Consider the following 20,954-nt stretch of genomic DNA (forward strand, 5'->3'; position numbering starts at 1 on the left):
GCTCACTCTGCGCGGTATGTTCCCTGCGTAAAAAGAAGACCTCCAGTTGGTTCTCAGCGGCTTGAATCAAACCGAACAGCCACGCGCCATCCGGGGGCCACTCGTGAAGCGGAGGCAACGGAAGCGGATGGAAGCTGCACCGCGGTCCTGGCAACTCGGTCTGTCCAACTGGTCGGTCACTCGCAAGGTTGGCATCGTGCTGGTGCTCCCGGTGCTGCTGGCCACCGTGTTCGCCGTACTCCGTATCAACAACGAGTTGCGTACCATGTCGCAGTTGGACGCGGCAACCGAACAAGCCATCATCATCCGACCGATCGGCCAGTTCGGTACTGCTACCGAGCAACTCGCGGTGGCCGCGACCTCCTCGTGGGGCAACACCGCCGACCCGGCGACCGACGCGGCATTGACGAAATTCGATCAGACGCTCGCTGATCTCGAAACCGCGCTACAGAGCACCAAGGTCGGCACCCGCGTCACCGCCGAGCTCGCCTCGGCTGTCGCCACCGGCACCACCATGCGCAACAGCCTGCGTAACGGCTCGCCCGCGATGGTCGGTGAGCAGGCTGACGAAATCGCGGTGCGCATCGGCAACGCCCTCGCGATGTCGCCCTCGGTCGAGGATCTCGTCATCCAGCGATACTTCCTGCAGACCGGTGCGATCCAGACGGCCCGGCGCGTACTCACCCAGCAGCGCATGCTGATCGGATCGCCGGATGCGGGCAAGAATCCGAGCGTGCGGCCCCGGGTGCTCACCTCGGCGGGCGCCGAAATGACCATGATCAACACCTACAGCGCCATCCTCCCGGACAACGCCGCCAATGTGCGCCCGCTGCTGGACGCGGTCTCGACCCGACTGGCGGCCTTCAGCCAGAACGCGGGCGACCCGACGTCCAATCCGGCTGTGCTCGACTCGCTTCAGGCCAGCGCCGACACCTACGAGAAGACCACCGCCCAGCTCACCGACACCATCGATAAGGCGCTGGCGGCCCGGACCACCGAGGCCCAGAACAACGCGCTGCGCGAGACCACCATCGTAATCGGCATGCTGCTCGCCGGGCTGGCGCTGGCCCTCGCCGTCGCGCGCACCCTCGTCGTCCCGGTCCGTAGGCTGCGTCGCGACGCACTCGAGGTCGCGCACGTCAAGCTGCCCGAGGAACTCGCCGTCGTGCGCAGCGGTGGCGCGACACCGGAGATCACCCCGGTCGCGGTGCACACCACCGACGAGGTCGGCCAGCTGGCCCGCGCGGTCGACGAAATCCACGAGCAGGCGCTGAACCTGGCGGCCGAGCAGGCCCGACTGCGACTGCAGATCGGCAACATGTTCGAAACCCTTTCCCGCCGTAGCCAATCGCTCGTCGAGCAGCAACTGGCGCTGATCGAGGACCTGGAGCACGACGAGGACGACGGCGAGCGGCTGCAGAGCCTGTTCCGTCTCGACCACCTCGCCACCCGCATGCGCCGTAACGGCGACAACCTGCTGGTTCTGGCCGGCACGGCACTGCGCCGCGGCCAGCTGCAGCCGGTGCCACTGTCGGACATGCTGTGGAGCGCGGTCTCCCAGGTCGAGGATTACCAGCGGGTCGAGATCGGCGCGGTACCGGACGGCATCGTCGCCGGCGAGCCCGCCGTCGATATCGAGCACCTGCTTGCCGAGCTGATCGACAACGCGCTGCGCTACTCGCCGCCGACCACCCCGGTCGCGGTGATGGTCGCGCGCGCCGTGGACGGCGGCTACCTGATCGAAATCACCGATCGCGGCCTCGGCATGTCCCTCGAGGACCTGCAGACCACCAACGACCAGCTCGCCTCCGGTGGTGAGGTCACCGTCGAAACCGCCCGCCGCATGGGTCTTTTCGTCGTCGGCCGACTCGCCAAGCGGCACACCATCACGGTCAGCCTGCGCCGGACCTCGACGATGGCACAGCAGCCTGGCATCACCGCCAGCGTGCATCTGCCCGGCGCGCTCGTCGCACCGCCGATGGATCCGGAGCCGACGCAGAAGGCGCTCGAAGCGCGCGCAATGCCGGCGCTGCCTGCCGCGCCGATACAGTCGCAGGCGCAGCAGCCGCGCACCCTGGTTCCGGTGCCGAGCCTGCCGCAGCGCGACGCGCCGCGCTACGGGGTGACCAGTAGCGGTCTGCCGCAACGCCGTCCGGCCATTCGAGCGGCCGACGCCGATCCGCAGCCCACCGTTTCGGTGCCCATCGGCAATGGCAACAGCCCTGAGGGCCTGCCCGACATGTTCGCCGAACATCCCATCGAGGACACCGCGGGCCTCGAGCTGCCCCGGGTCACGCCGTTCGGCCCGCCGACTCCGGCGGCGCACGAAGAGAAACAACCGCCCACCGAACCGTCGCCGGTCGTCGATACCGGATCCATGCCCGTCATCGATGTCGAGCCGCAGGTGCCGCTCGGCCCGGCCGCGGAGGACGTGTGGGCCGGAGCCGACCCGTACGCGACCACCGGCTCCAACCCGGTCGTCACCAGGGAGCCCGCGACCGTAACGGCGGGCGGGCGGCCGCCACTGCCGACCAGAAAGCCCGCCGCCGCACCGGAATCCGCGACGGTCACCTCCTCGCGATTACAGCCGGTGGCAGGCGAATCTCCGACGCCGATCTATCAGCGAATGGTCTCGGAATGGCTGGTCGAGCCCGCAGCCGCACAGCCGTCGGAGACCACTTGGTCCTCGCCCGCCGCGGACGCGGGCTGGATGGCCGCGGAGGACGCCGCCCGGCCGACCACCACCTCGCGCACCGTCGGCGGCCTGCCGATTCGGCGCCCGGGAGCGCAGTTGGTGCCGGGTGGCCTCACACCGGCCGAAGACACAGGGGCTCGTGATCCGGAGGAAATCCGGAGCAACCTCACCAGGCATCTCAGTGGGGTCCGCAGTGGGCGGGCCGATGCCCAGTACAACGACGGAGGGCTTGGATGACCAACGCGAACAGCACCACCGATGAGAACTTGAACTGGCTGGTCACCCGCTTCACCCGGGATGTGCCCGGGGTGTCGCACGCGGTCCTGGTGTCGGCGGACGGCTTGTTGCAGGCCACCAGCCCGCACCTACCCAGCGACCGGGCCGAGCAGCTTGCCGCCGTCACCGCGGGGCTGGCCAGTCTGTCGAGCGGCGCCGCGCAACTGTTCGACGGCGGCAAGGTGATGCAGTCGATCGTGGAGATGCAGCGCGGCTATCTGCTGGTGATGAGCGTCGGCAACGGCTCGCACCTGGCCGTGCTCGCCAATAAGTCGCACGACATCGGCCGCATCGGCTATGAGATGGCCCTGCTGGTCGATCGAGTGGGTTCGGTCGTCGCGGCCACCGCCCGTACCGCTGTCTGAGGGTGAGATGTCCAGCCCCAACGGCCCCGGACCACAAAATCGACCGACAACTCGCGTCAGACCGTATGCGCTGACCTCCGGGCGCACCGAGCCCGCGATCGACCTGCCGCTAGAGGCTGTCATCGAAACCCTGTCCTACACTGCCCATCTCGACTGGCCGACCGGCGACATTCGCACGGAGATCCTTAGGCTGGGCACCCACCGCCTGTCGGTCGCCGAGATCGCCGCGCACCTGGATCGACCGCTCGGCATGGTCCGGGTCGTGATCGGTGACCTGGTTGTCGACGGAACCCTGCGGGTGCATTCGACCCTTACCGAAGAGGCGAGTTTTGACGAGCGCCGTTCACTGATGGAGAGGACTTTGCGTGGACTCCGTGCGTTATAACAACTTTGCGCCGAGCGAAGCCGAGACCCGTGTCGCCTCGACGAAGATCGTCGTCGCGGGCGGCTTCGGAGCGGGCAAGACAACGTTCGTCGGCGCGGTATCGGAGATCGTTCCGCTGCGGACCGAGGCCATGGTGACCCGGTTCTCCGACGGCATCGACGATCTCGCCGATACCCCGGAGAAGGAAACCACCACGGTCGCCATGGATTTCGGGCGCATCGTGCTGCCCGGCGACCTGGTGCTGTATCTGTTCGGCACACCGGGACAGCGCCGGTTCTGGTTCATGTGGGACGACCTGATCCGCGGCGCGATCGGCGCGGTGGTGCTCATCGACACCCGGCGACTCGAGGACAGCTTCGCCGCCGTCGACTTCTTCGAGGCGCGCAAACTGCCGTTCCTCATCGCGGTGAACCGCTTCCCTGACGCGCCCCGGTTCCCGATCGCAGAACTGCGCGAGGCGCTTTCGGTGCGGGAGGGCGTACCGATCGTGGACATCGACGCGCGCAATGCCATGGAGGTGCGCCAGGCGCTGGCCGCGGTCACCGAGTATGCGATCGCCCAACTGAAGGCTCTGGAATTGGAAGGATCCGCCTCGAATGCATGAGGACCGGTTGTTCTCACTCGGGAACGGCGGTGCCACGATAGACCAGTTCTCCATGGGGTACTGGGTTGCCGGGCTTTCCCTCGGGATCTCGGTCCTCGGCGCGGTGGTCGGGGTGGCCTGCATCCTGCACGGTGCGCGCTCGGTCCGATTTCGGCCGGTGTGGCTGGCGTCGGCCGCGGTGTCGATCGGCGGGGTCGGGATCTGGCTGGCAACCTCGGTGGTGCTGCTGGGCCTGCGCGTGCCCGGCACCGACGTGCGGTTCGACTCGGGCAGGCTGATCTCGTCCATGGTGGCGGCCTTCGTCGCGGTGTTCGCGGGGCTGGTGATCATCGGTCGCACGCTGCGGCTGCCACGGCTGATCGCCGGTGGCCTGGTCATGGGCCTCGGCACCGGCCTGACGCTCTATCTCGGCATCGGATCGATCCGTATCCAGGGTTCGGTCGAGATTTCACCGTGGCCGGCCGCGGTGGCGACGGTGATCGCGATCATCACCGCGAGCGCCACCCTGTGGTCCATTCAGTCCTTCCACTTTCCGATGGCACGGGCCGCGACCACGCTGCTGTTCGGCATAGGCGTAGCGGCCATGTACTACGCCGGTACCGCCGCGATCGATCTCACCGTCGATCCGAGCGCCGAGTCGCCGACCGGATTGCAGCTTTTCGACTTCGTCTTCCCGATGTTCGTCATCGGCTCGCTCGCCCTCACGGTGCCGATCACGGCGCTGCTCGTCGCACCGGATCGGCGCGACAGCACGACGGCCGCCGCCGAAGCCGCGCGCCGGGCCGGGCTCCAGGCGGCAGCGCACTAAGCGCCGCTGATCGGGCGGCGAACTCGGGCCGCCCGATCATGCTCGGGCCGTTGTGCTTACGCGGTCGGTGCGGGCATCTTGCCGACCCGCTTATTCGGATCGATGATGCCGAACGACTCACCCTGGGGCGCGGCGAGCACCGCGGACCGGCCGATCGGCGAGTCCGCCGCAGGCTGCAGCACCGTGCCGCCCATCTCGACCGCCTTGGCAATGCCGGCATCGACGTCATCGAACTGGAACCAGACGAGCCAGTAGTCGGGCATCGAGTCGGCCACGGTGGTCGAATCGTCGCTCAACCCGCCGACCGCCTCGGTGCGGTCCGGCGGCGTGAAGGCCGCGTACTGCGAGGTACCGAAGTCGAAATCGGTGTAGCTGAAACCGAATACGTCGGTGTAGAACGATTTCGCGGTGGCCAGGTCGCGGGTGTGCAGCTCATTCCAGCAGTAGGCGCCGGGCTCGTTGTAGACGGCGGCGCCGTTGTGCTTCTTCGCCTGCCAGACGGCGAAGACCGCGCCGCTGGGGTCGGCGGCGACGAACATACGGCCGAACTCCTGCACGTCGAAGGGCGGCGCCATCAGTTGGCCACCGGCCGCGGTCACCTGCTCGGCGCTGGCGTCGGCGTCCTCGACCGCGAAGTAGGTGGTCCAGACCGACGGCATCCTCTGCATCGAGTCGGGCTTCGGGCCGATTCCGGCGGCTGCCACACCGGATTGCGCGGCCATCAGGTAGCCGCCCGCGTCCGGTCCGCCGTCCTGGATCTCCCAGCCGAACAGCTCCGCGTAGAACTCGCTCGCCTTCACCGGATCCTCGACCTGACAGTCGATCCAGGCCGGCGTCCCCGGTTGCCAAGCCTCGTTGCGTATGGGCATCAGACATCTCCGTTCCGATTGAGTTTCCCTATCGACAAACGGCCGAGCAATCGCCATCCCGCGGCTCCGCAATGTTCACACCCTGTTTCCCAGCACCTGGCGACCACGCGAACCACCCACAGTCAACCAGCTCGGACCGACAGTTTTCACCGGTTCGGCAATGCCGCCGATTTCCGTGCCCGACCGACTTACAGTGAGTGACATGCGTTTCGGTCTTGACTACGCCGCGGGACGTCCAGGGGGTGCGATGATCCGCGCGGCGGGGTTCGACTTCGTGGTGCGCCACCTGTCCGACGGCGGCCCGACGCTGCCCGGAAAGCTGCTGACTCCGGCTGAGGCGGACGATCTGCGCGCCGACAGGGTTTCGATCGTGTCGAACTGGGAGACCACCGCCGCCCGTATGCTCGACGGCCACGGAACCGGGATCGTGGACGCCCGCGCCGGGCTGGCGCAGGTACTGCGCTGTGGTGGCCGCCGGGACCGACGCTGCGCCAGGTGACGGTCGGCGGGGTGCTCTGCGATGTGAACGTGGCCGAGACGGACGATTTCGGCCAGTGGGATTTCGTACAGGAGGAACCAGACGTGACGCCGGAACAAGAGGCAGTGCTGCGCGATATTCAGGTCCAGCTCCGCGGGCCCGGATTGGCGGGCTGGCCGCAGCTGGGTACCGATGCCGACGGTCACAGCTTGACCCTGGTAGACGGCTTGGCCGCAGCGTTGCACCGGATCGATGATCTGGAGCGTGAGTCGGCCGGGTTGCGTACGCAAATCGGCGAATTGCGTACCGAGATCGGCGATCTGGAGACCACGACGGCCGATTTGGTCGAGCAGGTCGAGCGGTTGAGCGGACGGCATTGGCCGTGGCCGCTGTCGTTGATCGAGGGTCCGGCCGCGCTGGTCGGCGAGCAGTTGGCGCGACTGGAGTCCCTGTTGCCGGATTTGCCCTTGCCCGGACATTCAAAAGCTCCGGGTGAGTCATCGAGGACCGGAAAATTGGCGGAACTCGGACCCGGTGAGTGACCATCGCACTGTCCCGGCACCTCGTGGCGGGCGACCTGCACGGAGCCCCAGGAATTCCACAGAGCCCAGGAATCCACGGCGCGACAAGGAATTCGAGTGAAGGGGCTCGGCCCGATGGGCCGGAAGCTTGGCGATGAGCGGGTTCTCCCGGGGGTCCAGGAGAACCCGCCCTCTCGGACGAGGGTACCGGTGCGGGAACACGAAATCATCACTTCGCCAAGACTTTTACAGCGCCCAAAAACCAACCCTCAGTACGTAATTCACCAGATGGCTACCCCGTCGCAATCGAGCATTCCGGAAAATTGCCACGTGGTGCAGGACGCATCGTTAGCCAATTAATTGCCCATCCGGCGTCGCACAGCCTGAACTTCGCCTTCCATCCCGGGCCGACTTACCGAATTCGGTCGAATGACCTGCAAAAAAACTGCCCCGCGCATTCACCACCCAAGCCAGCACCGATCGAGTTGTCGTCGGCTGGCACGAAGGCTCGGACGGACGGGTCCGGCCGCCGCTTATCCAGGTTCATCACATGGCTGTCAATGTGGTGCTCGACAAAGCGTTGGACAAGGCGTACGAGAACAAGTCGTTCGCGGAGAACCTCGCCGCACCGCCCGCGACGCTGGCAGGCCTCACCGAAGCGCACGACAAGCACTGCTCGACGCCCTGAAGATCGAGACGCTTGCCGACCTGGGCAACAACAAGTTCTTCCGGCTCGCGGCCATCCTGGCAGACTTGGCCGCCGAAGAAGGCTAAGTCTGATTTGCAGCGCCTGCGGCGCTGCGTGTTCGCGGCCCCCTGATGACTTGCGGGCCGCGAACGGGCGCTGGAAAGACTCGCACCGTGATCGTCACCGGAGCAGCTACGACCCGGCATGCGTCGAGCCGAAAACCGCTGGCCGTACGTCAGATCCGATCGAGATCAATCAGGCCCCGGCGCACCGCCTGTAGCAACCGGCGCGGCACCTTGCGCACAACGCCTCCGACGCTGACCGGCACCAGGTCCGGTGGGGTCGCCTTCCACTGTGCGCGACGGCTGCGGGTGTTCGACCGCGACATCCTCCGCTTCGGCACCGCCATGTCAGCCCTCCCCTCGTTCGTGCCGGGGCGCGCCGGCGCGGGCCCGCTTGCCGTACTTGCGCTCGAACTTCTCCACCCGGCCCTGGGTGTCCATCACGCGGTGCGCTCCGGTCCAGAACGGATGCGAGTCGGCGGTCACGTCCACCATCAGCAGCGGGTAGGTGTTGCCGTCCGTCCACTCCACCGTGCGGGTGCTGGTGGAGGTGGACCTCGTCAGAAACTGCTTGCCGGTGCTCGCGTCCTCGAACACCACCGGGTGGTAGTCCGGATGTATCCCGGTCTTCATTTCGCTTCTCCTCTCGGGCTTTTCGACTGTCCAGCACTGCCCTCGACGGGCAGCCCGGTCGACTCACCGGTGTCGCACGGGTCGGTGTGCCACTCGCCGAACGGGTCTTCCCACTGCGCGACCAGCTCGGGGGCGTGTTCCAACAACCGCAGTTCGTCGTCCTCGACGAGCGCCCAGTGCAGGGCCTGGCGAATATCGGCGGGGTCGGCGTCGTGCACCAGGATCACCAGCGAGGTGTCCCGGTCGCCGAACGTGTCGTCCCAGTGCAACGCGGCCATCGCGCATCGGTCGGGATCGGCGCTTGCCAGCTCCGCTTGACTCATCGCGGCCAGCCACCGTCCGGCGCCGCCGACCCGCAGGCCGCCGCCCGCCGACTCCAGCCACACCACCTCGTCGGACTGGGTGGCCAGCCACATCCGTCCGCGCGCGGTCACCACTCCCTCGAACAACACGTCGAGCGCTTCGTGCAGCCGGACGGGATGGAACGGACGACTCGCGGCGAATTCGACCAGCGTCACACCGTTGTCCGCACCGAGCGGCGGCTGCCCGCGCAACAGCGGCGCGTGCGCGTCGAAGATCCGACCGCGGCGGGAGTGCGCGGGGATCCGCGCGAGCAGCGCCTCGATCTCGGCCGGGTCGAGACCGTGATGGTCGGTCACCCACGCCACGGGCGCGTCGGGAACCAGCCGGGCCAGCACCGCACCGAGCCGCACCTGGTCCAGTGGATCACCCGGATGTCCCAGTGCCACAACGGCATCGGCGAAATCGGCCTGCCCGACCGCGAGCTGCGCGACGGTCCGGTCGTCGTCGGCGGCGGCCAGACCGCGCTCGGCGAGCGTCTCGTCGCCCGTCGCGTCGGCCAGCCACGCCTGGGCATCCAGACAGGTCAGTACGGCCTCGATGCGCACGTCGCGACCGGCGGGTCCGTCGACCCGACCGACCACTCCGGTGACGACGACATTCTCGATCGCCTGACAGACCGCCTCGGCCTCGAACGCCGGATCCAGTGCGAGCACAATGCGATTCACCGAATCGCGGGCGGCGAGCGTGCACAGCAAGGGCAGCAGATCCATGCGCAGCGTGCACGAGACACAGCCGTGCGCGAGTTCCAGCACGGCCGACGTCTCGTGGTCGCCGATGCGCACCGTCCGATGCACGATCCCCTCACGCAGCCCGCTCAGGTCGTGCCGAATGGTGACCGTGCCCGGCGTCGCGCGCAGCGCCTCGGCCGCACGGTCCACACCCACTGTGGCGCGTCCGGAGAATCCGGCGATCACCACTACGGGCGTTCTGTCGGACTCAGACACAGCAACCCCTTTCGATAATGATTTTCATTTGCCAAAGACCGACGGTACAGTGTCGGGCAGCCATTGTCGAAAATGATTGTCATCTACCGGAGGGAGCCCGCATGTCGGCCCATTGCCAGGTCACCGGGCGCAAGCCGGGGTTCGGCAAGTCCGTATCGCACTCGCACAAGCGGACGAGCCGTCGCTGGAATCCCAATATTCAGCGCAAGACCTACTACCTGCCCAGCGAGGACCGGCGCATCACGCTGACCGTCTCCACCAAGGGCATCAAGACCATCGACCGGGACGGGATCGAGGCCGTGGTGGCCCGTATCAGGGCCCGCGGCGACAAGATCTGAAAGGACCAATATGGCATCGAAGTCGACCGAGATCCGGCCGATCATCAAGCTGAAATCCACTGCGGGAACCGGGTATACGTACGTCACCCGGAAGAACCGGCGCAACGATCCGGACCGGATGGTGTTGCGCAAATACGACCCAATGGTGCGCAAGCACGTCGACTTCCGCGAGGAACGCTGATGGCCAAGAAGTCGAAGATCGCGCGCAACGAACAGCGCAGGGAGATCGTCGCGCGCTACGCCACCCGGCGCGCCGAACTCAAGGAGCGCATCCGCAATCCGGCCACCTCCGATGCCGACCGGGCCATGGCGCAGTCGGCGCTACAACGGCTGCCACGCGATGCCAGTCCGGTACGATTGCGCAATCGGGACGCCGCAGACGGACGACCGCGCGGTCATCTCCGGAAGTTCGGACTTTCCCGTGTGCGAGTGCGCGAGATGGCCCATCGGGGCGAGTTGCCCGGTGTGCACAAATCGAGCTGGTAGACAACCACTGTTCTCGTGAGAAGGAACCCCGTCATATGGCAGTCAAGCGAGCACCCTCGAAGAAGGTTCGCGCCGAGCAGGCCCGACGTCCCAAGAAGAACCCGCTCATCTCCGCGGGCGTGGAGATCGTCGACTACAAAGATGTGAATCTGCTGCGCACGTTCATCTCCGACCGCGGCAAGATCCGCAGCCGCCGGGTCACCGGGCTCACCCCACAGCAGCAGCGTCAGGTCGCCGTCGCGGTGAAGAATGCCCGCGAGATGGCGTTGCTGCCGTTCACAAGCCGATAGGCGATGGCCTCGGCTGCGCTCGTCCAGGCGCACGGCTGTCGACGGACACCGTCCGGCCGCGCCCGAAAAGCGATGGCCTCGGCTGCGCTCGTCCAGGCGCACGGCTGTCGACGGACACCGTCCGGTGCCGGTCTGCAGGGTGAGGGTGTAAGCACCGCCCTCCACAGTCTGGCCGAGCCCGAGTTCTTCACCTACGCGCAGCGTGTCGCCCGCCTTCTTCCCTTCGAAGATTTAGTGTGCCAAGCATCCGACATCGACGCCCGTCGTAACGCCATGGCGCGCATCGGAGCCGAATCTACTGCCCGAGCGTCCCGCGGAGGGATTACGTGCACGGTTCGCCGAAAGTTCACTGTGTGGTGTTCATCGCTGTGTTGGATTGCCGCACAGCGCACACCGTGAATTCTGTCGGTAGCTGCGAGATGCGAGACGAGTCAACTAGGGTGGTGCCCATGTACCGGATGTCGGGCACGCGCCCCGCTGTTGCCGCCACCGTCTTGCTGGTCGGCCTCGCTGTCGCGGGGTGCGGCGGCTCCGATAATGGTGCCGCACAACAGAAGACCACCTCGACGACGACAGCGGCGCCGACCACGCCCACCGAGGATGCGGGCGACAACACCGGCAGGCTCTTCGTCGCCGATCCGACCATCGTCGGAGCGCATCCGATTCCGTTCACCTCTTGGAAGCGGGTGGCCGACGATCGGATCGCGGTGAACTTCCAGACCGGCTCGCCCGAGTGTTACGGCGTGGACGTCAGCACCACGGAAACCGATTCGACGGTCACCATCGAATTGCGCTCCGGCACTCGCGCCGATGCGACCGGGCGGATGTGCACCATGATCGCGGTGTTCGGCACACTCGAGGTGCCGCTGAAGGCGCCGCTGGGGAACCGGCAGGTCCTGAGCGCGGTGTAGGCACTCGGCGCGGTGTAAGAACCAGCGACGTATCGAGTCCGGCGCAGGCAAAAGTTCAGCTCCGCAGGGCATCTCGGCGCTGAATGGGCTCGGCGGTTGATTTCACCAGCGCTTCACGGAGTGTCGAGATGTCGAATGTGTTCGCTCGCGGCGCGGGCTCGGCGACCGCATCCGACAGCGCCGCGAACTCGGGGTGCGAACCGAATACGCCGGAAAGGGGCCGTTCATCTCTCCGCGGGGATCGGTGATACACCGTTCCGTCCGGAGATCAGGCCGCTTCGCGTTCTGGTACGGAACAGCGGAGATGCGAGCAGCGAGACATGCGGCGAATCGTGTTCACGCGATGTCCGAGCTGATTGGCCTACTCAGGTCCCGTAGTGCGTCGTCGTATTGGTTGCGGTCGAACCGGAATGGACCGAACGTGCCATAGTCGCGTGTTGGGCGATAGGGCCCGAAGCGATCCCAGGTCACAAGGTCGTCGGTGACAGTAATCTCGGCCAGGAGCGGCCAGCAGCCCCACTCGCCGCATTCACACACGAGCAAGGGTGTCTTCGATCCCGTTGCCATGGTGGACCTTCCGTGGAAGTGGTCATCCATCCGGAGGGACCGAGAGTACGCCGGGATGAGGCCACCGTATGCCCCACCTGCGGGCTGCATGCCTGCCTCGAGCTCGAATCTGTCGATCAGATCGGTGAGTGGCACACCGTCGACACGTGGGATGACCCGGTCACGTCGCACGATCGGAAGGATGCCGGCGAGCAGCCAGCGGCGTGGGCGGGGGAACTGGACTTGTATGTCGAACTGGATCTTATTGATGGCCATGGTGAAATCCGGTCTCGCCGGTGTATCGGTACGCGGCTGCGGCTTCGTGCAGCTCGTCGATGACGATGCGGCCGGGGTAGTAGCGGTGCGGGTATCGGTTTCCGTAGTAGCAGCGCCAGTAGCTGGCGACACGTTGGCTGGTCAAGTGGAGAAACTCGGGGTTGGTGGCAGCGAACCGTCCGTAAGCCTCGTGCTGGGCAGTCTCGACTGTGACCACATCGGTGAGTCCCTGCTTGATGTCGATGACGATGTCGAGCACGTATTCGCCGACAAGCTTGACGACGAAAGGAACCATCCACGGGTCGGTGGCATCGATCATCTGGTTGAGGTGGCGTTGGCGGACGTAGCCGTTGGAATGGCGGCTGTAGAGGCAGTGCAGGATCTCGGTCTGCGTCGCAGACAGCCGGGCTGAGATGTCGTCGGCTGGTTCGGGGTTGGCCAGGCAGTACGGGAGGGTGAGGTGCTCGCCTTGGACCCATACAGAGCGGCCGTTCCGAATCAGCGGTAAGCGTCCTGGTGGCAGGATCTGCGCGACAACGCGCACGTCGGCGGCGAGAGCTGCGGGAAATGCGGCGAGGAGCGCGAGTTCGAGCGCGGTGTCCATGCGTCCGATGAGTGCGGTCAGGTCGGCGCGGAGTTGGTCGTCGGGTTCGATTGCGGTAGAAGTCTCGAAATGATGAGTCAGGACACCATCGAGCACAGTCGAATTCGGGAATGCCCGCGCGGTAGGTGGATCGTCCGGAAGCGGGCGGCCCCCCTGGGGCCACGGGCCTGGACCATACAAGGCACCGAGGCTGAGTGCGTGAGCAAGAAAAGTGGTCTGGCCATCCGCATCCCCGGAAACCAGCCACTCGCCGGGGATCACCGGCAGGGGCGCACGGCGCCCTTTCCATAAGAGAAAATCACCACGCCACCATATACGGGCACCCACTCCGCCTGCAATATCCGCTCGAGCAGGTGCGGACCCGCCCAACCCAGTGATTCGATCCGACCCGACAGCCCTTTGCTGTCGAACGACGACCCTGCAATCGACCACCTCGCTGCGTGCGTCATTGCTGCCGAATGCCTTGCCGGACAATCGATCAGGAATCACACGTCCTCATGGCGATCGCAGCTGTTCCAGACGTTCGCGGCCCTTCTTGTGCAGGGCGGCCATGCGTTTGCAGAACATGGTCACCACCTCGTCTCGCGCCTGGACCCGCTGCTGGTGCAGCAGACTGATCAGCAACGTCACACGCTTGTCGTCGCCGGTCTTGCGCATATCGTCGACATTGGCGACGCCGGCCTCGCCCGCGAAGTGGGCGACCTTGCCAGGCGGAACCCCGTCCAGCCATCGCTCGGTCGCGCCGATCCCGTCCAGCTCCTGCAAGTGCGCCAATCGTGCCTTGAACTTGCCCAGGGCGGGGGCCTGCGCTGGTGTCTTGATCCGGTCGAACTCGCTGCGTCGCATCGCCGGATCCACTGCCAGCATCCGCTCCAGGCGCATCCGCTGCGCCCGGTCCGGCCGGGCCGCGACCATCCCGAAGAATCCGCCGTTCACCCCGGCCCGGACCCTGGCGGCCATCGCGTCCAGCGTCGTATAACCCGGCAGCTCGCAGCGCTGCCGAACCAGCTCCTCCAACGCCACATTGATCAGATCGGCCGGATTGTCCTTGGTCTGTACCGCCGCGCGGATCGCCTGCTCTGCTGCCTCCCGCACTCTGGCCGCCTCATATTTCACCCCCAGGCGGTCACGCACGAACTGACGGTGCCGTTTGGCTGTGCGGGCCGCATCGGTATCCGCGGCCACCGTCTTCGGCAGCCCCAACACGCCGCGTACATGATCGACCACCACGGCCCGGAACTTCAACCGGACCAGCAGCGCCAGCGAATGTTGCTCGCTCTGCGTCTTGCCTCGCGCCCAAGTGATCTCATCAGCGGTAGGCGTGAACGCCTCAACCAACTCGCGAACCGACACCGCGCGCTTGAACCGCGGGTAAGCCGTGCGATCGATCGACGCCAACCCGACACCCCAGCATGATCACAACCCGGACGCGCCCACCTTAATCAGAACTCACCATCCCACGCCGTCGCGGCCCCTTTCCGGCGTATTCGGTTCCTACCCCAACTCGGGATAGCTACCCGAACGGGTAGGACCCCAGGTTTTCTGCGCCATCACCCGCAGCGACATCGTGATCGACGCGACGATCTGCGCGGGGGTTCGCACCGTCGGATCTTCGCACCACACATACACACCGGCGCCGAGGTTGCGCGCGTTCTGCTCCGGTGTCAGCCGGATGCGGTCGACGAACACGGTGGGGTGCCACAGTTCGTAGGCGACCGGCGCGGGAAAATCGCCGACCTTGGCCGGGCCGCCGGTCACGAAGTAGGTCGACGTGAAGGCCGCAGTCCTGACCTGATGCCCCGCCGCGATGAGATCCGTTACGGTGCGGCCGATTCCGGAGAACGTCAGCGGCAGCCGCGGGATGCCCGCCCGGCTCCAGAAGTCGACCACGATATCCTCCGGACCCGGCCGCCGCCGCTGCCGACGGTGCCCGCCGCTGCGCCCCCGTCGATCCGCGGGGTTTCGGTGCTGCGGTGCGTCGATGTCGCGCAGCAAAAAGGGCGCACCCCAATGGGATCCGCCCTTTTCGAGTAAGACCGGACTCAGTGCGCGAAGTGGCGCGAACCGGTGAGATACAGGGTGACTCCGGCTTCGCGGGCCAGGTCGATGGTGTCCTGGTCGCGGACCGAGCCGCCGGGCTGCACGATGGCCCGGATACCGGCCTGGACGAGCTGCTGCGGGCCGTCGGAGAAGGGGAAGAAGGCGTCCGACGCGGCGACCGAGCCCTTGGCGCGGTCACCGGCGCGCTGCACCGCGAGACCGACCGCGTCGACCCGATTGACCTGGCCCATGCCGACGCCAACCGAGGCGCCGTCGTGGGCGAGCAGGATCGCGTTGGACTTCACGGCACGGCAAGCGCGCCAAGCGAATTCGAGATCGGCAAGGGTTTCGGCATCGGCCGCCTCGCCCGCGACCAACGTCCAGTTCTCCGGATCGTCACCGGCGGCGTCCAGGATGTCGCGCTGCTGCAGCAGGGCGCCACCGCTGATCGGACGCAGCTCCGCGCCGCCGAGCCGAGGGGGCTCGGCGACCAGGATGCGCACGTTCTTCTTGCGCTGCAGCACCTCGACGGCGCCGTCGGCGTAGGACGGTGCGACGATCACCTCGGTGAAGATCTCGGCGACCTGCTCGGCCATCTCCACGGTGACCTCACCGTTGGCCGCGATCACACCGCCGTAGGCACTCACCGGATCGCACGCATGCGCCTTGCGGTGCGCCTCGGCGATATCGGCGCCGACCGCGATGCCACAGGGGTTGGCGTGCTTGATGATTGCCACCGCGGGCGCGGCGTGATCGAAGGCGGCGCGCCAGGCGGCGTCGGCGTCGGTGTAGTTGTTGTACGACATCTCCTTGCCGTGCAACTGCTTCGCCTGTGCAAGACCGTTGCTGCCGTCGTTCTGTGTGTACAGCGCGGCGGCCTGGTGCGGGTTCTCGCCGTAGCGCAGCACCGCGGCGCGTTCCCAGCTGCCACCGATCCAGGCGGGGAACGGGCTCGATGCGGGCTCGCCCGCGGCAGGCACCAGCACGCTGGTCATCCAGCTCGCCACCGCGACGTCATAGCTCGCGGTGTGCTGGAATGCCTTGGCCGCCAACGCGGTCCGCTCGGCCAGGGTGAAGCCGCCGGACTGCACCGCGGTGAGCACATCGCGGTAGTCGCAGGTGTCGACGACGACCGCGACGGAGGGATGGTTCTTGGCGGCGGCACGCACCATGGATGGCCCGCCGATATCGATCTGCTCGACGCACTCGTCGTTGCTCGCGCCGCCGGCCACGGTCTGGGTGAACGGGTATAGGTTCACCACCACCAGTTGAAACGCCTCGACACCCAGCTCCACCAGCTGGTCGACGTGCTCGGCCTTGCGGGTGTCGGCGAGGATGCCCGCGTGCACCCGAGGGTGCAGCGTCTTGACCCGGCCATCGAGGGTCTCCGGGAAACCGGTCAGGTCCTCGACCTTGGTCACCGGAATGCCCGCGTCGGCGATCTTGCCCGCGGTCGACCCGGTCGACACCAGCTCGATGCCCGCGGCCTGCAGCCCGGTCGCGAGCTCGATGAGCCCGGTCTTGTCGTAGACACTGACCAATGCGCGGCTGATCGACTTGCGCTCAGCTGAATTATTCACGCGTTCGCTGCGCTCAGCTGAGTTATTCACGCGTTCGCTGCGCTCAGCTGAGTTATTCACGCGTTCGCTGCGCTCACTCACCGGAGAACTCGCTCATCTGGGATAACTGCCTTTCGTCCGTCGGAGACAATGCCTCTGGTGGCGACGGCGGCGACAACCTCCGCCAGCAACCGTCGCTCGACAACCTTGATGCGTTCGTGCAGGGTGGCCTCGTCGTCGTCATCCAGCACCGCGACCGCCTCCTGCGCGAGGATGGGGCCGGTGTCGATGCCGGTGTCGACCAGGTGCACGGTCGACCCGGTCACCCGCACGCCGTAGGCGAGGGCGTCACGCACCCCGTGCGCGCCGGGGAAAGCGGGCAGCAGCGCGGGGTGGGTATTGATGATCCGGCCACCGAAGCGGGCCATGAAGGCCGGGCCGAGGATCTTCATGAAGCCGGCGGAGACGATCAGGTCGGGCTGGTATGCGGCGACCGCGTCGGTCAGCGCGACGTCCCAGGCGGCGCGGTCCGGAAAGTCCTTCAGCGCCACCCGGAAATCGGGGATACCGGCGGCGGCCGCATGTTCGGTGGCGGCACAGGTCCGATCGACTCCGACGGCGACGATCTTCGCCGGGTAGTCGGGCGCGGCCGCGGCATCGATGAGTGCGCGCAGCAACGACCCGGTGCCGGAGGCCAGCACGACGACCGTGGCCGGGGCCGTGGTGGGCACCCACTGAGCATGCGAGGACGTCAGCGCTCTACTCCTGCGTGTCGGTCGAAAAGGCGGGCGGCGGTTTGCGACGCCGCCGAGATAGAGCCTAACGACCGTCCACCGGGTCACTTTCGGGCAGGTCCGGCTCGACCACTTCGGCATCGACGATATCGGGGATGGTATTGCCGCCCGGCGTCGAACCGGTCACGACGAGGGCGGGCTGCTCGTCGACGAGTTCGCCGTCCAGTTCCACCTCCAGGTCCGGGCCGTCGTAACCGCCGTATCCGTCGTCGAAATAGTGGTCGTCCGCCGCCTATTCGTCATCGGCCTGGTAATCGTCATCGGCGTAGTCGTCGTCGCGGTAGTCGTCGTACTCGTCGTCTGGGTAGTAGTCGTCGTGCTCGGCGTAGTCGGTGACCGGCGCGCCCACTGGAACGATGAACCAGCGCGCGAACGCCAGCCCGACATAGCCCGCGATGGCCAGCCAGGCGAAGGTCACCACAGTGAAGATCGGCAGGTCGAGACCGACCTGTCCGAAGGTGCCGAGCGCACCGCCCGCGACCGCGCCGAGCAGGGTCAGCACCACCGTGGCCAGCCCGGCCGCGGTCAGCGTCGCCCACGGCGCGGTGATCCGGTCGGTGGAGGTCCGTCCGCTGTCCAGCCCGCCGAGCACACCGACCGCGGCCGGAATCAGCAGCAGTACAGGCCACCAACCGGATGCGGGACCGGTCGGCACCGCCGCCAGCACCGGCACCGCCGGAATCGGCCCGCCGACAACGGAAACCAGCCCGACCGAGGCCGCACCGAACTGCGCGCCCGACCCGACCAGCACGCTCACCGCCTGCACCACCACGTTCGGCAGATACGCGAGCGAGAGCAGGCTCAGCCCGATCACCCCGGCGGCATTGCCCGCCGTCTGGTACGTGTCACCGATCCGGGACCAGTGTGCGACAAACGACACCACGGTGACCGCGGTGGCGCCCGTGAACAGCCGCACGACGGTCCGGCCCGCGCCGAAAGTGCCCGCGATCGCCCAGTCCGGCAGCCGCAACATCGTGAACAGCCTGCGCCGATCGCGGCTCGCGATGCCACCCGCCGCGGCGACCAGATGCAATCCGCCGACCCAGCCGAACGCGGCAAGGGTGTTCGGCGGTTGCAGCGCGACGACACCCGAGGCGTCCTCGGCGACCGCCAGGCAGACCGCGGTGACCAGCAATGGGCCACCGAGCGCGGCCCCCAGGATCCAACCGAGATCGGCGCGGGAACTGTTCGGTTCGACCGCGCGAGCGCATTCCCGACCGGCCAGCCAGACCAGCAGGCCGGTCGGCAGCAGCGGCAGCAGACCCAGCGATGTCTTGCCGATCACCAGCGGAACCTGGTGCGCCGCAAGCCAACCCGCGGCGATCGCGCCGGAGGTACCGGCCAGGCTGCTGCCCGAAGCCAGCAGCGTGAGCAGTACGACGACGATGACGGTGGTCAGCACGATGGTCGTCGGACGCGCCGCGACGAGCACCAAGACCCGGGCTCGTTCCGGCGTCAGCGAGAGAAACCCGGCCTCGTCGGCATCGCCGGACGCCGGAGGACCACTGCGCGGCTTCCGCGACGGATCCGGATCGGCGCCCCGTCGGCCGCGCGTCGAGGGATCCGGCGCGCCACGGGACCCGGTGGTCCGGCGGACAAGAGAGGATCTCGGGGAGCTCATAGAAATTCAGCGTGGCAGCTCCCCCGGCGCGAGCGGGTAAGGCGCGCCGCGCCCATTCGGATGGGCGGCGCACCGGCTGCGCGCCGGGAGAGCGGCGGAACTTACTTCTTGTCGTCCGACGGACGGAACGCCTGGGTGGCGTCCGAGGCCGGATCCGAACCCTGCTCGGAGCCGAAGGGCTGGCCACTCTGCTGGCCCGACTGCGCCGGCTGACCCTGGCCGTAGCTCGGCGCACCGTACTGCTGGCCGGGCTGCGCACCGCCGAAGTGCTGGGTGGCGGCCTCGTCCGGGCGCTGCTGCGCGCCACCGGCCGCGCCGTAGGGCGAACCCTGCTGTGCCGCACCGTAACCTGGCTGCTGGCCGTAGGACGGCTGCTGGCCGTAGCCCTGGCCCGGCTGGCCCTGGCCGTAGGCAGGCTGGCTCTGACCGTAGGACGGCTGCTGCGGCTGGTACTGCGGGCCGGTCTGGCTGCCGTAACCCGGCTGGCCGTAGGTCTGTCCCGGCTGGCTCGAACCGTAGCCGGACTGGCCCGGCTGGCTACCGAACACCGACGGCTGGCCCAGCCCGAACGCCGACGGCTGGCCGTACCCGCCCTGGCCGAAACCGCTCGGCGGGCCCTGCGCAGTGGCGGGCTTGGGCGCGGGCGGTGTCAGAATGGCGGCCTCGAACAGCACCGCGACCACCGCGATCGCGGCCTGCACGAAGGCGAGGAAGAGCACCACGTAAGCGCCCCACTTCAATTGGACGCCGTCGGACAGGTTGAACGACTGGAACACCAGCCCGACGAATCCAGCGATCGACGCCGCGGCGGCGGCGCCGGTCCAGCTCTGCTTCGGCAGCAGGGACAGACCCGCGAGCACACCGCCGAGCAGCAGCAGCGCAAGCAGGCTGGTCAGCGGGACCTGGAAGGAGTTGGCGCTGTCGCCGGCGATCTTCGCGCCGTTGACCGGGTTGACGACTTCCCGCGCCGCGTAAGGCAGGAACCCGAGCAGAAAGTTGATTACGCCGAGCCCGGCCACCCCTGCCACCAGCAGGAACGGCAGACCCTTCGCGGCCGAGCCGGACGTGCTCGACCCGGTGCCGGTACTACCCGCCGACTGGCCGAGGCTGGAAGGTGCGGAGGGCGTCGCGGGTGTGTTGTACCCGGAGCCTCCGGTCGGGTAGGACATGTCGTCGTCTCCTAGGTCGAGTCGTACGTTTCTTGATGGCTGGATATCGTCTGACGCTACTGCACTCGCTGGCCCAGGTCACCCTTAACGGACCGGCCGGACGACCGGATAACACCTCCCATGCCTGGTATCGCATAACGATCCCGACTCCATAACGATTCGTGCCCCTCGTTCCAGTAGCGGGAAGTTCAGTAGCGGGGCATGAGGTAGTAGGCGCCGTAGCTGCCCTGCAGTCGTAGTCCTGCCATTCGCCGTTCTCCATGCGCTGGTTGCAGTGGCGTGGTGCCCGGCCGGTGTGCGCCCGACGACCTCCGCGTGCGGCCCGAGCCCCGCCCGCAGCCGCGACACCACCACCCGTAGCCGCTGCACCGGACGCTCGACGGCGTCGCCCCACAGGTCCGCGGCCAGCCGCCCATCCGGCACCGGAACCCCGTTCGCCAATGCCGCCGCACCAGCACCGCGCGTTCCAGCGGTCGATCGATGGCGACACTCTCGCCGCCCGCCCGCACCTGCACTGGGCCGAGCACCAGCACGTCCACGCCACCAGCATGGCAGCGCAGGACCGGGACCGACCGACCGCTGCCACCGAAATCCAGACTCGCCGACGCATCCGTCACCTGGCCGTGCGA

The 20,954-nt window shown here is 67.3% G+C and carries 26 protein-coding genes and 1 pseudogene; 13 read left to right on the top strand and 14 right to left on the bottom strand.

The window, feature by feature from the left end; genetic code table 11:
* Positions 1-127: 127 nt before the first annotated feature.
* From ACV7NQ_RS12060 to ACV7NQ_RS12080, 5 genes are read left to right on the top strand one after another with little or no spacing between them, the layout of a single operon-like run.
* Positions 128-2,932, top strand: coding sequence for a sensor histidine kinase (locus tag ACV7NQ_RS12060; RefSeq protein ID WP_463359713.1), 2,805 nt, complete (start codon positions 128-130; stop codon positions 2,930-2,932).
* Positions 2,929-3,336: a roadblock/LC7 domain-containing protein gene (locus ACV7NQ_RS12065; RefSeq protein ID WP_463359714.1), complete on the top strand. Its 408-nt coding sequence runs from the start codon at positions 2,929-2,931 to the stop codon at positions 3,334-3,336. Before ACV7NQ_RS12060 ends, ACV7NQ_RS12065 begins: the two co-directional genes overlap by 4 nt.
* Before the next feature lie 7 nt (positions 3,337-3,343).
* Complete coding sequence (locus ACV7NQ_RS12070; protein WP_463359715.1) at positions 3,344-3,721, top strand: DUF742 domain-containing protein; 378 nt, start codon at positions 3,344-3,346, stop codon at positions 3,719-3,721.
* Positions 3,711-4,325 carry a GTP-binding protein gene (locus tag ACV7NQ_RS12075; RefSeq protein ID WP_463365634.1) on the top strand — a complete coding sequence of 205 codons (615 nt, stop codon included), beginning with the start codon at positions 3,711-3,713 and terminating at the stop codon, positions 4,323-4,325. The genes ACV7NQ_RS12070 and ACV7NQ_RS12075 overlap by 11 nt, the downstream gene beginning before the upstream one ends.
* Positions 4,318-5,133, top strand: a complete 816-nt coding sequence (locus ACV7NQ_RS12080; protein WP_463359716.1) for an MHYT domain-containing protein — start codon at positions 4,318-4,320, stop codon at positions 5,131-5,133. The genes ACV7NQ_RS12075 and ACV7NQ_RS12080 overlap by 8 nt, the downstream gene beginning before the upstream one ends.
* A gap of 56 nt (positions 5,134-5,189) precedes the next feature.
* Here ACV7NQ_RS12080 and ACV7NQ_RS12085 read toward each other — a convergent pair whose 3' ends face one another.
* On the bottom strand, positions 5,190-6,002 hold the full coding sequence (locus tag ACV7NQ_RS12085) for a VOC family protein (RefSeq protein WP_463359717.1): 813 nt from the start codon (positions 6,000-6,002) through the stop codon (positions 5,190-5,192).
* A gap of 202 nt (positions 6,003-6,204) precedes the next feature.
* On the opposite strand from ACV7NQ_RS12085, the gene ACV7NQ_RS12090 reads away from it, so the two are divergent.
* The 3 genes and pseudogenes from ACV7NQ_RS12090 to ACV7NQ_RS12100 all read left to right on the top strand — a co-directional run bounded on the left by ACV7NQ_RS12090 (position 6,205) and on the right by ACV7NQ_RS12100 (position 7,775).
* On the top strand, positions 6,205-6,501 hold the full coding sequence (locus tag ACV7NQ_RS12090; RefSeq protein ID WP_463359718.1) for a glycoside hydrolase family 25 domain-containing protein: 297 nt from the start codon (positions 6,205-6,207) through the stop codon (positions 6,499-6,501).
* A complete protein-coding gene (locus ACV7NQ_RS12095; RefSeq protein WP_463359719.1) occupies positions 6,498-7,022 on the top strand; it encodes a hypothetical protein in 525 nt (174 codons plus the stop codon). Before ACV7NQ_RS12090 ends, ACV7NQ_RS12095 begins: the two co-directional genes overlap by 4 nt.
* A 529-nt stretch (positions 7,023-7,551) precedes the next feature.
* Positions 7,552-7,775 (top strand): annotated as a pseudogene (locus ACV7NQ_RS12100) (hypothetical protein).
* Positions 7,776-7,924: 149 nt separating this feature from the next.
* On the opposite strand, the gene rpmF reads toward ACV7NQ_RS12100, so the two are convergent.
* Genes rpmF through mrf form a run of 3 tightly spaced genes read right to left on the bottom strand, consistent with a single transcriptional unit; the run spans position 7,925 to position 9,691 of the window.
* Positions 7,925-8,098, bottom strand: coding sequence for a 50S ribosomal protein L32 (rpmF, locus tag ACV7NQ_RS12105; RefSeq protein ID WP_463359720.1), 174 nt, complete (start codon positions 8,096-8,098; stop codon positions 7,925-7,927).
* A 1-nt stretch (position 8,099) separates the two neighbouring features.
* Complete coding sequence (locus ACV7NQ_RS12110) at positions 8,100-8,384, bottom strand: type B 50S ribosomal protein L31 (RefSeq protein ID WP_463359721.1); 285 nt, start codon at positions 8,382-8,384, stop codon at positions 8,100-8,102.
* A complete protein-coding gene (gene mrf, locus ACV7NQ_RS12115) occupies positions 8,381-9,691 on the bottom strand; it encodes a ribosome hibernation factor-recruiting GTPase MRF (RefSeq protein ID WP_463359722.1) in 1,311 nt (436 codons plus the stop codon). The genes ACV7NQ_RS12110 and mrf overlap by 4 nt, the downstream gene beginning before the upstream one ends.
* A 101-nt stretch (positions 9,692-9,792) precedes the next feature.
* Here mrf and rpmB point away from each other — a divergent pair, with 101 nt between their 5' ends.
* The 5 genes from rpmB (at position 9,793) to ACV7NQ_RS12140 (ending at position 11,716) form a co-directional block, all read left to right on the top strand.
* Positions 9,793-10,029, top strand: coding sequence for a 50S ribosomal protein L28 (gene rpmB / locus ACV7NQ_RS12120; protein WP_227996914.1), 237 nt, complete (start codon positions 9,793-9,795; stop codon positions 10,027-10,029).
* Positions 10,030-10,039: 10 nt separating this feature from the next.
* The gene (rpmG, locus tag ACV7NQ_RS12125) at positions 10,040-10,210 is read left to right on the top strand and encodes a 50S ribosomal protein L33 (RefSeq protein WP_280449278.1); all 171 of its coding nucleotides are present in this window, start codon (positions 10,040-10,042) and stop codon (positions 10,208-10,210) included.
* Positions 10,210-10,515, top strand: coding sequence for a 30S ribosomal protein S14 (gene rpsN / locus ACV7NQ_RS12130; RefSeq protein ID WP_463359723.1), 306 nt, complete (start codon positions 10,210-10,212; stop codon positions 10,513-10,515). The genes rpmG and rpsN overlap by 1 nt, the downstream gene beginning before the upstream one ends.
* Before the next feature lie 35 nt (positions 10,516-10,550).
* Positions 10,551-10,805 carry a 30S ribosomal protein S18 gene (rpsR, locus tag ACV7NQ_RS12135; RefSeq protein ID WP_463359724.1) on the top strand — a complete coding sequence of 85 codons (255 nt, stop codon included), beginning with the start codon at positions 10,551-10,553 and terminating at the stop codon, positions 10,803-10,805.
* Positions 10,806-11,254: 449 nt separating this feature from the next.
* Complete coding sequence (locus ACV7NQ_RS12140; RefSeq protein ID WP_463359725.1) at positions 11,255-11,716, top strand: hypothetical protein; 462 nt, start codon at positions 11,255-11,257, stop codon at positions 11,714-11,716.
* 336 nt (positions 11,717-12,052) lie between these two features.
* Here the strand turns inward: ACV7NQ_RS12140 and ACV7NQ_RS12145 are convergent, their stop codons facing one another.
* From ACV7NQ_RS12145 to ACV7NQ_RS12190, 10 genes are all read right to left on the bottom strand, one after another.
* Positions 12,053-12,538, bottom strand: coding sequence for a hypothetical protein (locus ACV7NQ_RS12145; protein ID WP_463359726.1), 486 nt, complete (start codon positions 12,536-12,538; stop codon positions 12,053-12,055).
* Entirely contained in the window at positions 12,525-13,238 is a 714-nt protein-coding gene (locus tag ACV7NQ_RS12150; protein ID WP_463359727.1) for a hypothetical protein, read from the bottom strand. The genes ACV7NQ_RS12145 and ACV7NQ_RS12150 overlap by 14 nt, the downstream gene beginning before the upstream one ends.
* A gap of 399 nt (positions 13,239-13,637) precedes the next feature.
* On the bottom strand, positions 13,638-14,540 hold the full coding sequence (locus tag ACV7NQ_RS12155) for a DUF4158 domain-containing protein (RefSeq protein WP_463359728.1): 903 nt from the start codon (positions 14,538-14,540) through the stop codon (positions 13,638-13,640).
* Between the two features lie 96 nt (positions 14,541-14,636).
* Entirely contained in the window at positions 14,637-15,137 is a 501-nt protein-coding gene (locus ACV7NQ_RS12160; protein WP_463359729.1) for a hypothetical protein, read from the bottom strand.
* Between the two features lie 47 nt (positions 15,138-15,184).
* On the bottom strand, positions 15,185-16,762 hold the full coding sequence (purH, locus tag ACV7NQ_RS12165; RefSeq protein ID WP_463365635.1) for a bifunctional phosphoribosylaminoimidazolecarboxamide formyltransferase/IMP cyclohydrolase: 1,578 nt from the start codon (positions 16,760-16,762) through the stop codon (positions 15,185-15,187).
* A gap of 77 nt (positions 16,763-16,839) precedes the next feature.
* The gene (gene purN / locus ACV7NQ_RS12170) at positions 16,840-17,472 is read right to left on the bottom strand and encodes a phosphoribosylglycinamide formyltransferase (protein WP_463359730.1); all 633 of its coding nucleotides are present in this window, start codon (positions 17,470-17,472) and stop codon (positions 16,840-16,842) included.
* A gap of 88 nt (positions 17,473-17,560) precedes the next feature.
* Entirely contained in the window at positions 17,561-17,707 is a 147-nt protein-coding gene (locus ACV7NQ_RS12175) for a hypothetical protein (protein WP_463359731.1), read from the bottom strand.
* A 60-nt stretch (positions 17,708-17,767) separates the two neighbouring features.
* A complete protein-coding gene (locus ACV7NQ_RS12180) occupies positions 17,768-19,156 on the bottom strand; it encodes a cell division protein PerM (protein ID WP_463359732.1) in 1,389 nt (462 codons plus the stop codon).
* Between the two features lie 101 nt (positions 19,157-19,257).
* Positions 19,258-20,325: a DUF5336 domain-containing protein gene (locus ACV7NQ_RS12185; protein ID WP_463359733.1), complete on the bottom strand. Its 1,068-nt coding sequence runs from the start codon at positions 20,323-20,325 to the stop codon at positions 19,258-19,260.
* A 188-nt stretch (positions 20,326-20,513) separates the two neighbouring features.
* The gene (locus tag ACV7NQ_RS12190) at positions 20,514-20,864 is read right to left on the bottom strand and encodes a hypothetical protein (protein ID WP_463359734.1); all 351 of its coding nucleotides are present in this window, start codon (positions 20,862-20,864) and stop codon (positions 20,514-20,516) included.
* Between the last annotated feature and the right edge of the window lie 90 nt (positions 20,865-20,954).

Source organism: Nocardia sp. Tas62D01, from assembly GCF_055232035.1.

What these genes read in the sequence shown, in the direction of transcription:
- ACV7NQ_RS12060 (WP_463359713.1), top strand. Translation starts at nt 128, where the DNA reads ATGGAAGCTGCACCGCGGTCCTGGCAACTCGGTCTGTCCAACTGGTCG.
- ACV7NQ_RS12065 (WP_463359714.1), top strand. Translation starts at nt 2,929, where the DNA reads ATGACCAACGCGAACAGCACCACCGATGAGAACTTGAACTGGCTGGTC.
- ACV7NQ_RS12070 (WP_463359715.1), top strand. Translation starts at nt 3,344, where the DNA reads ATGTCCAGCCCCAACGGCCCCGGACCACAAAATCGACCGACAACTCGC.
- ACV7NQ_RS12080 (WP_463359716.1), top strand. Translation starts at nt 4,318, where the DNA reads ATGCATGAGGACCGGTTGTTCTCACTCGGGAACGGCGGTGCCACGATA.
- ACV7NQ_RS12085 (WP_463359717.1), bottom strand. Translation starts at nt 6,002, where the DNA reads ATGCCCATACGCAACGAGGCTTGGCAACCGGGGACGCCGGCCTGGATC.
- ACV7NQ_RS12090 (WP_463359718.1), top strand. Translation starts at nt 6,205, where the DNA reads ATGCGTTTCGGTCTTGACTACGCCGCGGGACGTCCAGGGGGTGCGATG.
- rpmF (WP_463359720.1), bottom strand. Translation starts at nt 8,098, where the DNA reads ATGGCGGTGCCGAAGCGGAGGATGTCGCGGTCGAACACCCGCAGCCGT.
- ACV7NQ_RS12110 (WP_463359721.1), bottom strand. Translation starts at nt 8,384, where the DNA reads ATGAAGACCGGGATACATCCGGACTACCACCCGGTGGTGTTCGAGGAC.
- rpmB (WP_227996914.1), top strand. Translation starts at nt 9,793, where the DNA reads ATGTCGGCCCATTGCCAGGTCACCGGGCGCAAGCCGGGGTTCGGCAAG.
- rpmG (WP_280449278.1), top strand. Translation starts at nt 10,040, where the DNA reads ATGGCATCGAAGTCGACCGAGATCCGGCCGATCATCAAGCTGAAATCC.
- rpsN (WP_463359723.1), top strand. Translation starts at nt 10,210, where the DNA reads ATGGCCAAGAAGTCGAAGATCGCGCGCAACGAACAGCGCAGGGAGATC.
- rpsR (WP_463359724.1), top strand. Translation starts at nt 10,551, where the DNA reads ATGGCAGTCAAGCGAGCACCCTCGAAGAAGGTTCGCGCCGAGCAGGCC.
- ACV7NQ_RS12140 (WP_463359725.1), top strand. Translation starts at nt 11,255, where the DNA reads ATGTACCGGATGTCGGGCACGCGCCCCGCTGTTGCCGCCACCGTCTTG.
- ACV7NQ_RS12145 (WP_463359726.1), bottom strand. Translation starts at nt 12,538, where the DNA reads ATGGCCATCAATAAGATCCAGTTCGACATACAAGTCCAGTTCCCCCGC.
- ACV7NQ_RS12180 (WP_463359732.1), bottom strand. Translation starts at nt 19,156, where the DNA reads ATGAGCTCCCCGAGATCCTCTCTTGTCCGCCGGACCACCGGGTCCCGT.
- ACV7NQ_RS12185 (WP_463359733.1), bottom strand. Translation starts at nt 20,325, where the DNA reads ATGTCCTACCCGACCGGAGGCTCCGGGTACAACACACCCGCGACGCCC.